Source organism: Hydrogenobaculum sp. Y04AAS1, from assembly GCF_000020785.1.
Lineage (GTDB): Bacteria > Aquificota > Aquificia > Aquificales > Aquificaceae > Hydrogenobaculum.
The window spans coordinates 129,506-142,608 of sequence record NC_011126.1 but is presented as its reverse complement, the minus strand read 5'-3'; the positions used below and the strand labels follow the sequence as shown (position 1 = coordinate 142,608).

Sequence of the window (13,103 nt, the reverse complement as noted above, 5' to 3'; positions counted from 1 at the left end):
AAGTATTATATTTTTAATCAGAGGAGTTTATGATAAAAACTCAAAAACATGAAAAATTAGGGCTTACTGTCACAGAGGTGATGGTATCCATCGCCCTTTTAGCAATAGGGGTTATCACATTTGCAGCGATGCAGTCTTTTTTTGCCAACGATACAAAAAATAGGTTTATATATGGATGTCTTACAACTATAGCTTCAAATGCTATAGCCATGTGTATGAGTGGACAACCAATACCTTCTACAGTCCAATGCGGTGGGATACAAGTGAATTTAAATGTAAACTGTACTCAACCTACAAGTGGATGTAGCACAATAACATCTACAGCCTCTTACAATAATCTATCTTACAGCGAGACTGACAATGTTTGTCAATTCTAAGTCTAAGGCTTTTACCATAACAGAGATGCTTGTAGCAATAGCTATGAGCGTAGTCCTTATGCTAGCACTTTTTGAGCTTTACGAATCCACTCAAAAGATTTTCTTTAACACAAACTCAATCTCAGGAGCAGAGGAAAATGCTTACAACGCTTACGTGGTAATGCAAAAATATTTTGATAGAGGTGGTGTAGGAGTACCATCAAATACAAACAATACAAATGGAGGATATCCACCACCAGCACCAAGCTATATATCCATATCTTCAGGAAGCTGTTCGTGGCAGACTTGTCCTTGTGATAGCATAAGTTTCTACGGTAGTTTGTATGGTTTTGGTATGGTGCAAAATATAGACAGCAATTCCAATGCAGATGTTATAAGCTGTAGACTTTCAGATACAAATCCAAGTGGTAGCACTGCATACTATTATCTAATTAGGGGTGGAAGCTTTTACTATTCCAATTCTTCCAATACGACCCCTGATATATTTACAATAAACATATCTCCAAACAACGTATCTTGCATATATACCACAGCTTCAAATGCTACAATATATAACGATACTATATACGATACTACTACAGGCCAAAATCTAAGTTTAAGCCCAGGAGATGTGCTTTACTCAGTTCCCTATCAAATATCATTTTTTTGCCAGCCAAATCCAAGTGATAACAACAACAATTGGCTTTATTTACAAACTATTAACGAAGCCACTGGTACCACCAATACGCAGCCAATAGTCCCAGTTCAAAGCCTTAGCTTTAGTGCATATCCGCAAGGCTGCATTGCTACAAACTCATGTAATATGATAGAGGCTATCATAGGCGTAAATTCTCAAGCTAAAAATGCCTCTGGAGGTATAACTTCTATAACTTTTAGTTTTGATTTTTACAAGTAGGAGGGTAGCTTATGAGTGTAGTCAAGCAATTTAGAAGAGGGTATACGTTAATTACTACAATGCTTGTTATGATAGTGCTTTTTGTAATAGGCATAGCAGGTGCTATGCTTGTATATTACGGCAATATGACATCGGGGGCTATGATAAACTATTCAAAAGCCTATTACAACGCAGATTATGGACTTCAGCAAGTAGCTTACAACGTTATGAATGGCACTTGTAATTGTACTAACAACGGTTGTGGTATATCTCAAACACTTCCAACCGGCGGGACAGTGCAAGTGATAACACAATCTGATATTAACAACAAAACCTGCTTTATAGAATCAATAGGTACTGGCCAAACAGGAGGAGAAGTAGTAAGAGCAATAGCTATATCCACTGGTAGTTCAAACTGGGGAGCTTTGGGAGTGATAAATGGTTCAGTAAGCATAGGTGGGTCTGCCGCTATTAACGGTTGTGACTACATAGCCCAATGTGAAGCAACAGGACTACTAGAGGGTTCTAACTTAACATTGCCAAATTTACCAAATTTATATACATGTCAAAATAATCCAAACCCAAATAATCCAAAAGGCATAGGAGGAGATCCATATACAAGAACAACAACATCCACAGATATAGCTCAACTTGTAACACCTTTTAACAGCTTTTCGCAGCTTCAAAACTATATACTAACAGAAGTGGCTAATTATTTTGGCACTACTACAAATGGGAGTTCTATAAACGCACCCACTCAAAATCAAAGTTGCTATTGCAATGGTAATGCTACAGCTAGTGGATCCAGTATTAGTTGCGGTTCACAACCATTAAGCAATAATTGTTCAATATACTACATAGGCGGTAATTTAACTGTAAATTCTGCTACTTTCGGAAACAATCAAATAATTTATGCAAACAGTGGTATAAACATTACTGGTAATACATTATCTATTACCGGTGGATTGCTATATACTCCAAACACATTAACAATTGATACCCATGGAAACTCTCAAATAGGATACCCAAACCCTACAACTTTAATAGCTGACAATGCAAGCATAGATATGCATGGTACTGCTAGCATAAACGGCCTTTTTATGATTAATAATTTATCAGATTTTAGCATAGGAAATTCAAGTGTTAATGGTGCTTTATATGTTAACAATACAAGCGATGGGATTAATCTAAGCGGTAATACTTCCATCAACTTTAACTATGCTATACTACAAACAATTACTAGTGCTTTTCCTAATTTATTTAACCCCATAAATTGCTATTCCCAAGGACAGCAGCAGGTTATGCTTAATGCTGTTACTTTATATTAAAAGCATTGAAAAGTTTATAGCAAAGCATATATTTATAAATCTGGAGGTAAGAGTGTATGTTTAGAGCTATGTGGACATCGGCGGCTGGTATGACAGCTCAACAACAAAACCTTGATGTTATATCAAACAACATGGCAAATGTAGATACGGTAGGCTATAAACAGCTTCAACCTGTATTTGACGATCTTATATACCAAACTGTAAAAGATCCTGGCATGGAAACATCTCAAAACTCACAAAACCCCATAGGATATCAACTTGGGCTTGGTGCTTACATAGATGGAACTTACGGTATATTTACTCAAGGAAACGTCCAGCAAACTGGTAATCCCCTTGATGTGGCTATACAAGGAAACGGGTTTTTCCAAGTGGCTATGCCAGATGGTACTATAGCCTATACAAGAAATGGACAACTTCAATTAGATGCCAATGGAGATTTGGTAACAGCAGATGGATATCTCATCCAACCTCAAATTACGGTACCTCCAAACGCAACCTCTGTAAACATAGGTCCGGATGGCACGGTGGCTGTTACAATACCGGGACAGCAAGGGGTCCAAACTGTAGGGCAGCTTCAAATGGCAAATTTTGTAAATCCAGCCGGTTTAAAGCGTATAGGCAACAACCTGTTTGAACAAACCCAAGCTTCTGGAAATCCAATAGTATCAAACCCTGGTACTCAAGGACTTGGCACTCTTTTATCAGGTTACACAGAAGCTTCAAATGTAAACATAGTAAACGAAATGGTAAATCTCATCATAGCAGAAAACGCTTACCAATTTAACTCAAAAGGGATTACAGCAGCAAACACTATGCTTTCTACTGCGGCAAACCTATACACAGGTTAATGAAAAAAACCTTTTATAGTATTTTTGTTTTTTTGCTTTTTTTATCGTTTTGTGGCTTTTCAGAAAATATAACATTTAGCCAAAAATATATTGAAAATCTTGTTAAAAGCCAAATAAAAAAAGAGTACCATGATAACATAAGAGTAGATTCGGTAAACTGCTTTGTATATAAGCCATTTGAAGTAGACTCAAAAGATATATCTGTAAATCTCAGAGTACCGCCCCTTAGCCCGGTGGCTTACGCTACGATAAATATAAACTCAAATAACGTGCTTCAAAGAACCTACAATGCCATGGTATATATAGAATGGAGAGTGCCTGTTATAGTGGCAAAAAAACTCATCACCAGAGGACAGATTATTACAAAAGACGACATCAAGAGCGCCGTAAAGTATATAAGGTTTGTACCTCAAAACTTGGTTGTATCAAAGCGTCAAGTGATAGGGGCTACAGCTTTGCAAAATATAGGCATAGGAGAGCCCATAAGAACTTCTATGATAAGCATGGTGCCTATTATACGTTACGGAGATATAGTAAGAGTTATATACGACAACGGCTATATAAGGATTACCACAAAGGCTAAAGCAATGCAAAACGGATATCTTGGCAAATTTGTAAGACTGCAACCTCTAGGCAACCAAAAAACTTTTATCGTCGGCAAAGTTATAGACAAAGATACTGTCCTTATAAGCCCAAATTCATATTAATTTCATATAAAAATGGTAAAATTAAGTAAGATGGACAGTAATATAAGTAAACTGGATAAGACTTTCTGGAAAGATTTCTGGCATATATTAAAACCCTATTGGCTTCATTCGGAAGAAAAGAAAAAAGCTTGGCTTTTGTTTTTTGTGATAATTTTTTTAAATCTTTTCCAAGTATTTTTAAATGTGCTTTTTACAAAATGGTATAAAGTTTTTTACGATGCATTGCAACACTTTGATGAAAAAGGCTTTTGGAAAGCGCTTTTAGAGTTTAGCATCTTAGCAACGCTTTTTATAGTATCGGCAGTCTATGCTACATATCTTCAACAGATGCTTCAGATAAAATGGAGAGCTTGGCTCACATCACACTACATAAACAAATGGGTAAGCAATAAAAAGTTTTACCACATGCAAGTTATAGAACAAAACACCGATAACCCAGACCAACGTATAGCAGATGACGTAAATGCCTTTATAAGCCAAAGCTTAGGACTATTTTTGGGACTAATGAGCTCGGTGGTAACGTTTTTCTCATTTGTCGGAATGCTTTGGATCATATCTGGTCCTATAAGTTTTAATGCTTTTCATATTAAAATCACAATACCAGCTTATATGGTTTGGGCAGCGATTATATACGCTATATTAGGGACTTATATAACCGCCAAAATCGGTAAACCTCTAGTGAAACTAAACTTTGACCAACAAATGTTTGAAGCAAACTTTAGATTTGCTTTGATAAGAATAAGAGAAAATTCAGAATCTGTAGCTCTTTTAAACGCGGAAGAAAAAGAGCATCAAAACCTCATGGATACATTTAGATACGTATTTCAAAACTATTGGCAAATCATGGTAAGGCTAAAAATGCTTGGATGGTTTACATCTGGATACAATCAAATAGCCATTATATTCCCGATACTCGTAGCAGCTCCGAGGTTTTTTGCCAAAAAAATACAGCTTGGTGACGTGATGCAAATAGCTAGCGCTTTTGGTCAAGTGCAATCGTCTTTATCTTTTATAGTAAATTCTTACGCTTCAATAGCCGCTTGGTATTCGGTGGTAGACAGGCTTAGGACTTTTGAGAAAAATATAAAAGCTATAGAAACTTCTCAAAATCAAAGCAAGATAACTATTTTGCCAAGCCAAGATGGACTAACAATAGAACATTTAAGTATAAAGATACCTTATTCTGAGAAGTTTATCGTAAAAAATCTAAACCTTAATGTAGATAAAAAAGAACATACTATAATAATGGGACCCTCTGGTGTCGGTAAATCTACTCTCATAAGAGCAATAGCCGGCATTTGGCCCTTTGGAGAAGGAACCATAAAACTGCCGCAAAACCATATGTTTTTACCGCAAAAACCTTATTTTCCATATGGAAGTCTAAGGGAGATACTTTTATACCCATCTACAGATGGCAAAGCTGTGTCAAATGAATATTTGGAAGAACTTTTAAACATAGTGGGTCTTTCTTACCTTTCAAAGGATTTAAACACAAAAAATCTATGGTCTCAGGTGCTTTCTCCCGGTGAACAGCAAAACCTCAACATAGCAAGGGTATTGCTTCATTCACCGGATTGGCTTTTTATGGATGAATCCACAAGTGCCTTAAACGAAGAAAAAGAACTACACCTTTATAGCCTTTTATTAGAAAAGCTTAAAAACCTAACGATAATAAGCGTTGCTCATCGTAAATCTTTGGAAGATTTTCACCTTAAAAAACTGATTTTGAAAGAAAACGCTCAATACGAGATAACGTATATTCAAAAATCTATAAGATCTATTTAAACTCCGGGGGAGGGGCTCGAACCCCCAACCTGGTGGTTAACAGCCACCCGCTCTGCCGGTTGAGCTACCCCAGATAACAATATTATTATACCATAAGCAAAAAAATTTTCAAGGATTTTTTAAGTCATAAGAAATAGCAACAACGTTTTTATGATATACTAATTATGAGTAATATTTAGGAGGTGTATATGGATTTTATAAATCCTACAAAGATTAAAGTGTTTGGCGTAGGCGGCGGTGGTTGCAACGCTGTTAATAGAATGTATCTTGATGGTATAGAAAATGTTGAATTGTATGCTTTAAATACAGATATACAACACCTTAGCACGTTGGGTGTTCCAAACAAACTACAAATAGGTGAAAAAATAACTAGAGGTCTAGGAGCCGGCGCAAGACCAGAAGTAGGAGAACAAGCGGCTTTAGAAGATTTGGATAAGGTAAAAGAAATATTAAGAGATACCGATATGCTATTTATAGCGGTAGGTCTTGGAGGTGGCACAGGCACAGGAGCAGCTCCTGTTATAGCCCAAGCGGCAAAAGAGATGAACATACTTACGGTATGCGTATGCACAAAGCCCTTCAACTTTGAAGGTCCCAAAAGAGCTCAGGCAGCAGAAGAAGGATTACAAAAAATAAAAGATGTATGCGATACATATATTGTGATACACAATCAAAGACTTCACGATATAGCCGATAGAAACCTCACAATAGGAAACGCTTTCAAAATGGTAGACGATATACTATCTCAAGCAGTCAGAGGTATAACAAACATAGTAACCACACCGGCTTTAATAAACGTAGACTTTGCAGACGTAAAAACGATAATGCAAGACGGAGGATTATCTTTAATAGGTATAGGTACATCCAAAAATAGCGATAAGTTAGATGCCGCCGTAGAACAAGCTATGCACAGTCCGCTGTTGGAAGGAAACTCTATAAAAGGATCCAAGAGACTTATGGTAACACTTTGGATAAATCAAGACACGCCATTTACAGAAATAGAATCCTCTATAGCAAAGATAAGAGAAGAAGCCGACGACAACGCACTTATTATATTTGGTGCTGTTGTGTTAAATGAAAACGAAGGTCAAAATACAAAAGTGGCTATAGTAGCCACTGATTTTGAAGAAAATGTAAAAGCCCAGCAGGGTTTAAAGGTTATAAAAACCCAAGATAGAGAACCAAAAAAAGAAGAAAAACCAAGAGTCGTAGAACCGCAAGCTCAGGAAGAAGAAGACTTACCGGCTTACCTTAGAAGAAAAAGAAAGATATGAAAAAAGAAATATTTACACCAAAAGCCCCAAAACCTTTGGGGCCTTATTCCCAAGCGATACTTATAAACAACATGCTTTTTGTATCCGGTAGCATAGGTATAGATGAAGCGGGTAATCTAAAACCAGACATAGTATCCCAAACAAAACAATGTCTTTCAAACATACAACACATACTTCAAGAAGCGGGTTTTAATTTAGAAGATGTGGTAAAAACTACCATATACCTAACTCATTTAGAAAATTTTGCGGTGATAAACGCTATTTACGAAGAGTTTTTTACAAACGCCCCTACAAAACCAGCGCGCTCTACGGTAGAAGTATCTTCTCTACCAAAAGGTGCCTTGATAGAAATTGATGTTATAGCAATAAAAGCCTAAAAACTAAAAATCAACCGATTTAGTTCAGTAAATCTAAAATGTGCAAGTTTGTGCTATAATATTAAATTTATAGCGGATGTGGTGAAATTGGCAGACACACAGGACTTAGGATCCTGTGGGCGTAAAAGCCCGTGAGGGTTCGAGTCCCTCCATCCGCATTAAACAAATTTTTTGGAGGTTTTATGGCTTTTACCATAACAAAAGAAGAAGGTATATTTAGAGATTTTGCTTTTGATGTAGAAGGAAAAGAGCTAGAGCAAACTTACAGGACAATCTTAAACGAGCTAAAGACCAATGCAGAGGTAGATGGCTTTAGAAAAGGAAAAGCCCCTGAATGGATTATAAAGAGCAAGTTTAAAAACTACATACTCGAAGCTCTTGTAGAAGATTTTGCCAAGAAAGCCTATGAAAGTGCAAAAGAAATGGGCTTTGATGTTATGGATATAAAAATAAACTTGGAAAATAGCAAATTTTCAGAAAAAGAAATGAAACTCACAATGGAAGGTTATATTGAAATATTCCCAGTCATAGAAAGCGGCAAGCTAAAAGACTTTGAAAGCGTAGAATTAGAAATACCTAGTTTTGAGTTAACAGATGAGATGGTAGAACAAACAATAAAATATGCCCTAGAAGATAAAGCCACGTTGGAGCCAAAAGATGGGCCAATAGAAGAAGATGATTACGTTGTAATAGACTATACCGTTGTAGATAAGCAAGATGGAGAAAAGGTAAATCAAAAACTAAGCGGTATATTGAAAGAGTTAGGCTTAAGAGAAGACCTTTATAAGGAGATTTTAGGGAAAAAAGAACAGGACGTAATCAAGCTAGAAAATGTACCAATCCAAGAAACAGAAGATGAAAACACGCCAAAAGTAGATATAGAAGCAAAGATAGAGTCTGTAAAAAAGAAAGCATATCCAGAACTAACAGATGAATTGGCGAAAGAACTAAACCTTGGAGAAAATGTCCAAGAAGCTAGAGAAAACATAAAGAAAAGACTACAAACCTACTTAGAAAACAAAAAAGAAGAAGCAAAGATAGAAGCTCTTACCAAATACTTATTAGAAGAGTACAAAGATATAACCGAAGTATCAAGAACAGAAGCTATAAGAATTGCCAACTTGGTCTACGAAGAGGAGCTAAACAGATTAAACAACATGTTTGATTTGAGCTCCTTTGATGAAGAAACGTTAAAAGTTATAGAAAAATCGGCGTACGATAAGTCTATAAAAGAAGGTATCACAAGCGCTAAAACTCGCTCAATATTTGTATCTTACGCTAAAAAATTTGGCATAGAACTAACAGATGAAGATATAAAGAAATATATAGACGAACAAGTAGAAGCTTACAAAGACATGCTACCAGAACATCAGAAAGATGAGGAGTCTTTAAAAAGATTGAGAGAGAACATAGAAAACTACTTTTTAAGAGAAGACAGGAAGTCTGTGCTTATAAAAGATATACTTGCTTCTAAAGCTATGGACAAACTTTTAGAAATGGTTAAATTTAAAGAGAATACATCTTTAAAGGAGGAAAACGTTGAGCAACCCTAAAGATTATCAGAAGATTATAGATCAACTTGTACCGATAGTAGTTGAACAAACACCTCGTGGTGAAAGAGCCTACGATATATATTCGAGGCTTTTACAAGATCGTATAGTTATACTTGGTTTTCCTATAGATGACCACGTGGCAAACCTTATAGTAGCCCAGCTTTTGTTTTTAGAAGCCCAAGACCCTGAAAAAGATATACAAATGTATATAAACTCCCCTGGTGGTTCTGTTACAGCAGGTCTTGCTATATACGACACTATGCAGTATATAAAGCCTGATGTAACCACTATATGCATAGGACAAGCAGCTTCTATGGGAGCGGTGCTTTTGGCAGCTGGTACAAAAGGAAAAAGGTTTGCGCTTCCAAACGCTCGCATCATGATACACCAACCACTTGGAGGCGTACAAGGTCAAGCTACAGATATACTTATACACGCTGAGGAGATAAAACGTATAAAACACATATTAAATACCATATTGGCAAACGCCACCGGTAAAAACTTAAGACAAATAGAAAAAGATGTGGATAGAGATTACTTTATGTCTGCCGAAGAAGCCAAAAACTATGGGCTTATAGACAAAGTAATCACGAAGAGGGCTTAATATGGCTAGCAAAAAAGAATATTGTTCATTTTGCAACAAATCATCCAAAGATGTACCGTTGATGATAGCGGGTCCAAATGGTATGAACATATGTAGCGAATGCGTAGAAAAAGCGATGGATCTAATCAAGCAACATGATAAGGAAGAAGTTACAAAAGAAGTAAGATCTATACCAAAACCAAAAGAGATAAAGAAAATTCTAGATGAGTTTATCATAGGTCAAGATGAAGCTAAAAAAATTCTATCCGTGGCAGTTTATAATCATTACAAAAGAATACTTAGAAAATCCGATACAGATATAGAAAAGAGCAATATACTCCTTATAGGACCTACCGGAAGTGGCAAAACGCTTTTGGCAAAAACATTGGCAAAAATTTTAAACGTACCTTTTGCTATAGCAGATGCCACTACCCTTACAGAGGCAGGTTACGTCGGAGAAGACGTAGAGAACGTTTTAGTGAGACTCTTACAAAACTGTGATTACAACATAGAAAAGGCTAAAAAAGGCATTATATATATAGATGAAATAGATAAAATAGCTAAGAAATCTGGTCATAACCCCTCTATCACAAGGGATGTATCGGGCGAAGGTGTGCAACAAGCTCTTTTAAAAATCATAGAAGGGACTATAGCAAACGTACCACCTCAGGGTGGCAGAAAACATCCACACCAAGAGTTCATACAGCTTGATACTACCAACATACTGTTTATATGCGGTGGAGCTTTCGTAGGTTTAGAAGATATAATAAAAAGAAGACTTGGTAAAAGCACCGTGGGTTTTGAAACAGAAATTTCAAAATACAAAGAAGAAGGCAATATACTATCACAGGTAGAACCCGACGACCTTATCAACTTTGGGCTTATACCTGAGTTTGTAGGAAGACTACCGGTTATAAGTGTTTTAAATGAACTAACAGAAGAAGATTTGATAAGAATACTAACTGAACCTAAAAATGCTGTTATTAAACAGTATAAAGAGCTTTTAAGAATGGAAGGTATAGGATTAGAGTTTACTGAGGGTGCTTTAAGAGAAATTGCAAAAGAGGCCATAAAAAGAAAGACCGGTGCAAGAGGGCTAAGGGCTATAGTAGAAAAAATCATGACTGACATTATGTATGAAGCACCGTCTTTAGTAAACGTAGAAAAGATAGTTATAGATGAGAACAAAAAACCAGTTTATATGTATAAAAAAGCTGGTTAAGTAAGGCCAAAGCGCTTCACAAAACCTTCAAATATTTCCAGTGAGCGTTTGTGGCCTTCTCTTAGTCCTAAATCAAGGCATTCAAGAAAATACTTTCTAAAAAAGTCTATATCCACAAAATCGTATTTTTTAAATATCTCATTCTCTAAAGAATTGTTCTTTAGTTTTTCATAAAAAAAGTTTATAGAATTTATCACATCCTCTTTCAACTTATCAAAGGATTTTACAGATCTTTTCTTGTATGTAAAAAGCGCAAAAACAAAACCAACACCATATCTTTTAAACCATTCTTCACCTAAATCTACAATTTTTTTATAAGCGTTAGAACAATATTCTTTTATAGCTTTATCACCTATATAAAGAATTGTATCCGCTTTTTCTTCGTCATCTACATAGTTTGGTTTTAATTTTAAAATTTCCTCTACATACCATCTTGTCAGTATCCTTGAAGTAACAGAATCTTTGGTAAGATAAACATTTTTTACATAATCTTCTTTCAAAAAAAGCAAAACAGAACATACCATTTTCTTGCCAGATATGGAAACGCCATCAAGGTATGTGTACTTATCTTTATCTTTTAAATATACGGCAGATGATAATATGCCTATGTCTATTTTATCTTCTTCAAGCATTTTAAAAAGCTCTGAAGGGTGTCCTTCTATTATTTCATAATTTAAAAGATTGTAAAACATGGGAAGCGTATTTAAATAAGATACTTTACCTACTTTTATCATTCAGTATAATTTGAACATTCTATCAAACTTTGTAGCTTATTTAAAGCTTTTTTAGAAAACACACTATCTTTTGCTATTTCCAAAGCTTCTTTAAAAGCTATATCGCTAAAAGCCATAATACCAAAACTAGCATTTATAAGCACTACATCAAGAGCAGCCGACGGCTTACCGCTTAAAGCCATATTAAATAAATTTAAGCTTTCTTCTATATCTTTGGCTTGGATATCTTCTATATTTTGAAAAGAAAATCCATACTCTGTAGGATCAAATTCAAACATGTCAACATCGTCTTTTGTTTGTTTTGCCACAAGCGTTTTGGAGCTTATAGAAACCTCATCCATACCATCATAACTACTAAACACAAAAGATTTTATGTTACCTAGCTCCTTTAACACGTAAGCTATTTTCTCCACCAAATATATATCGTAAACACCCATTATCTGCCTTTTAGCACCAGCGGGATTTGAAAGAGGTCCTACAAGGTTGAAAACAGATTTTATTCCAAGTTCTTTTCGTGGCTTTGCTATGTTTTTCATAACACCATGATGAAAAGGTGCATAGATAAATCCAATACCAACTTCTTCTATACATCTTGCTATATGATTTGGCGACATACTTATGTTTACACCAAGACGTTCTAATATATCAGCACTTCCACACTTTGAAGATACGGATTTGTTGCCATGTTTTGCCACTTTAAAACCAGCACCAGCTATAACAAATGCACTAGCCGTTGATATGTTGAAGGTGGATTTTCCATCTCCGCCAGTCCCACAAGTATCTAAAAGTTCTTCTTGATTGTTTACTGGGACTTTTAAAGCTTTTTCTCTAAAAAACTTTGCTATCTCTGTTATCTCTTCTATTGTTTCTCCCTTTAATCTCATCCCCATTATGAAAGCGCCCATTTGAGCTTCTGTGGCTTCGTTTGAAGCAATGGATTCTAACATTTGTCTTATATCTTCTTTTGTTAGATTTTCCTTTATCGATAATTTAGAAAGAACATCTATCATTTCATACCTGTGGAACCAAAACCACCATCTTGTCTTTGTGTATTAGAGAGTTCTTTGGCCTCTACAACTTCTACCTTTAAAACAGGAACTATAACCATCTGAGCTATCCTTTCACCTTTTTCAATAATTACTTCCTTGTCCGATAAATTTATAAGTATGACTTTTATTTCACCTCTATAGTCATGGTCTATAGTACCTGGGCTGTTTAACACAGTTACACCCTTTTTAAGAGCCAATCCGCTTCTTGGTCTTATTTGAGCTTCATAGCCTTCTGGAAGCTCTATGGCTATTCCAGTAGACACCAACACTCTTTCAAAAGGTCTTATCACTACTACATCATCAACGCAAAAAAGATCGAGTCCAGAAGCACCAGAGGTAGCATAAAAAGGAAGTGCAGCATCTTCTCTTAGTTTTTTTACTAAAAGCTTCAT

14 protein-coding genes and 2 tRNA genes are annotated in these 13,103 nt (G+C 35.7%); 12 read left to right on the top strand and 4 right to left on the bottom strand.

The window, feature by feature from the left end:
• Positions 1–29: 29 nt before the first annotated feature.
• The 6 genes from HY04AAS1_RS00820 to HY04AAS1_RS00795 are packed head-to-tail and all read left to right on the top strand — an operon-like array spanning position 30 to position 5,919.
• Positions 30–377 (top strand): hypothetical protein, encoded by a 348-nt coding sequence (locus tag HY04AAS1_RS00820; protein WP_012513206.1) that lies wholly within the window; start codon positions 30–32, stop codon positions 375–377.
• Complete coding sequence (locus HY04AAS1_RS00815) at positions 361–1,272, top strand: prepilin-type N-terminal cleavage/methylation domain-containing protein (RefSeq protein WP_012513205.1); 912 nt, start codon at positions 361–363, stop codon at positions 1,270–1,272. Before HY04AAS1_RS00820 ends, HY04AAS1_RS00815 begins: the two co-directional genes overlap by 17 nt.
• An 11-nt stretch (positions 1,273–1,283) precedes the next feature.
• Positions 1,284–2,579, top strand: a complete 1,296-nt coding sequence (locus HY04AAS1_RS00810) for a hypothetical protein (RefSeq protein ID WP_012513204.1) — start codon at positions 1,284–1,286, stop codon at positions 2,577–2,579.
• A 56-nt stretch (positions 2,580–2,635) separates the two neighbouring features.
• Positions 2,636–3,427, top strand: coding sequence for a flagellar basal-body rod protein FlgG (flgG, locus tag HY04AAS1_RS00805; RefSeq protein WP_012513203.1), 792 nt, complete (start codon positions 2,636–2,638; stop codon positions 3,425–3,427).
• 32 nt (positions 3,428–3,459) lie between these two features.
• Complete coding sequence (gene flgA / locus HY04AAS1_RS00800; RefSeq protein ID WP_337954077.1) at positions 3,460–4,134, top strand: flagellar basal body P-ring formation chaperone FlgA; 675 nt, start codon at positions 3,460–3,462, stop codon at positions 4,132–4,134.
• A gap of 30 nt (positions 4,135–4,164) precedes the next feature.
• Positions 4,165–5,919 (top strand): ABC transporter ATP-binding protein/permease, encoded by a 1,755-nt coding sequence (locus tag HY04AAS1_RS00795; RefSeq protein ID WP_337954076.1) that lies wholly within the window; start codon positions 4,165–4,167, stop codon positions 5,917–5,919.
• A gap of 1 nt (position 5,920) precedes the next feature.
• Here the strand turns inward: HY04AAS1_RS00795 and HY04AAS1_RS00790 are convergent.
• Positions 5,921–5,993, bottom strand: a tRNA-Asn gene (locus tag HY04AAS1_RS00790).
• 114 nt (positions 5,994–6,107) lie between these two features.
• Between HY04AAS1_RS00790 and ftsZ the strand changes: the two genes are divergently transcribed.
• From ftsZ to clpX, 6 genes are all read left to right on the top strand, one after another.
• Positions 6,108–7,193: a cell division protein FtsZ gene (gene ftsZ / locus HY04AAS1_RS00785; protein ID WP_012513200.1), complete on the top strand. Its 1,086-nt coding sequence runs from the start codon at positions 6,108–6,110 to the stop codon at positions 7,191–7,193.
• Complete coding sequence (locus HY04AAS1_RS00780; protein WP_012513199.1) at positions 7,190–7,570, top strand: Rid family detoxifying hydrolase; 381 nt, start codon at positions 7,190–7,192, stop codon at positions 7,568–7,570. Before ftsZ ends, HY04AAS1_RS00780 begins: the two co-directional genes overlap by 4 nt.
• A 72-nt stretch (positions 7,571–7,642) precedes the next feature.
• Positions 7,643–7,728, top strand: a tRNA-Leu gene (locus HY04AAS1_RS00775).
• A gap of 24 nt (positions 7,729–7,752) precedes the next feature.
• A complete protein-coding gene (locus tag HY04AAS1_RS00770) occupies positions 7,753–9,123 on the top strand; it encodes a trigger factor (RefSeq protein WP_012513198.1) in 1,371 nt (456 codons plus the stop codon).
• Positions 9,110–9,727: an ATP-dependent Clp endopeptidase proteolytic subunit ClpP gene (clpP, locus tag HY04AAS1_RS00765; protein ID WP_012513197.1), complete on the top strand. Its 618-nt coding sequence runs from the start codon at positions 9,110–9,112 to the stop codon at positions 9,725–9,727. Before HY04AAS1_RS00770 ends, clpP begins: the two co-directional genes overlap by 14 nt.
• A gap of 1 nt (position 9,728) precedes the next feature.
• Positions 9,729–10,928 carry an ATP-dependent Clp protease ATP-binding subunit ClpX gene (clpX, locus tag HY04AAS1_RS00760; RefSeq protein ID WP_012513196.1) on the top strand — a complete coding sequence of 400 codons (1,200 nt, stop codon included), beginning with the start codon at positions 9,729–9,731 and terminating at the stop codon, positions 10,926–10,928.
• Here the strand turns inward: clpX and HY04AAS1_RS00755 are convergent.
• Genes HY04AAS1_RS00755 through dut form a run of 3 tightly spaced genes read right to left on the bottom strand, consistent with a single transcriptional unit; the run spans position 10,925 to position 13,103 of the window.
• A complete protein-coding gene (locus HY04AAS1_RS00755; protein WP_012513195.1) occupies positions 10,925–11,662 on the bottom strand; it encodes a menaquinone biosynthesis protein in 738 nt (245 codons plus the stop codon). The genes clpX and HY04AAS1_RS00755 overlap by 4 nt on opposite strands.
• Positions 11,659–12,672: an anthranilate phosphoribosyltransferase gene (gene trpD / locus HY04AAS1_RS00750; protein ID WP_012513194.1), complete on the bottom strand. Its 1,014-nt coding sequence runs from the start codon at positions 12,670–12,672 to the stop codon at positions 11,659–11,661. The genes HY04AAS1_RS00755 and trpD overlap by 4 nt, the downstream gene beginning before the upstream one ends.
• The gene (gene dut / locus HY04AAS1_RS00745; protein WP_012513193.1) at positions 12,669–13,103 is read right to left on the bottom strand and encodes a dUTP diphosphatase; all 435 of its coding nucleotides are present in this window, start codon (positions 13,101–13,103) and stop codon (positions 12,669–12,671) included. Before dut ends, trpD begins: the two co-directional genes overlap by 4 nt.

Excerpts from the sequence above, each read along its gene's own strand:
- HY04AAS1_RS00820 (WP_012513206.1), top strand. The coding sequence starts at position 30 with ATGATAAAAACTCAAAAACATGAAAAATTAGGGCTTACTGTCACAGAG.
- HY04AAS1_RS00815 (WP_012513205.1), top strand. The coding sequence starts at position 361 with ATGTTTGTCAATTCTAAGTCTAAGGCTTTTACCATAACAGAGATGCTT.
- HY04AAS1_RS00810 (WP_012513204.1), top strand. The coding sequence starts at position 1,284 with ATGAGTGTAGTCAAGCAATTTAGAAGAGGGTATACGTTAATTACTACA.
- flgG (WP_012513203.1), top strand. The coding sequence starts at position 2,636 with ATGTTTAGAGCTATGTGGACATCGGCGGCTGGTATGACAGCTCAACAA.
- HY04AAS1_RS00795 (WP_337954076.1), top strand. The coding sequence starts at position 4,165 with ATGGACAGTAATATAAGTAAACTGGATAAGACTTTCTGGAAAGATTTC.
- ftsZ (WP_012513200.1), top strand. The coding sequence starts at position 6,108 with ATGGATTTTATAAATCCTACAAAGATTAAAGTGTTTGGCGTAGGCGGC.
- HY04AAS1_RS00780 (WP_012513199.1), top strand. The coding sequence starts at position 7,190 with ATGAAAAAAGAAATATTTACACCAAAAGCCCCAAAACCTTTGGGGCCT.
- HY04AAS1_RS00770 (WP_012513198.1), top strand. The coding sequence starts at position 7,753 with ATGGCTTTTACCATAACAAAAGAAGAAGGTATATTTAGAGATTTTGCT.
- clpX (WP_012513196.1), top strand. The coding sequence starts at position 9,729 with ATGGCTAGCAAAAAAGAATATTGTTCATTTTGCAACAAATCATCCAAA.
- HY04AAS1_RS00755 (WP_012513195.1), bottom strand. The coding sequence starts at position 11,662 with ATGATAAAAGTAGGTAAAGTATCTTATTTAAATACGCTTCCCATGTTT.
- trpD (WP_012513194.1), bottom strand. The coding sequence starts at position 12,672 with ATGATAGATGTTCTTTCTAAATTATCGATAAAGGAAAATCTAACAAAA.
- dut (WP_012513193.1), bottom strand. The coding sequence starts at position 13,103 with ATGAAGCTTTTAGTAAAAAAACTAAGAGAAGATGCTGCACTTCCTTTT.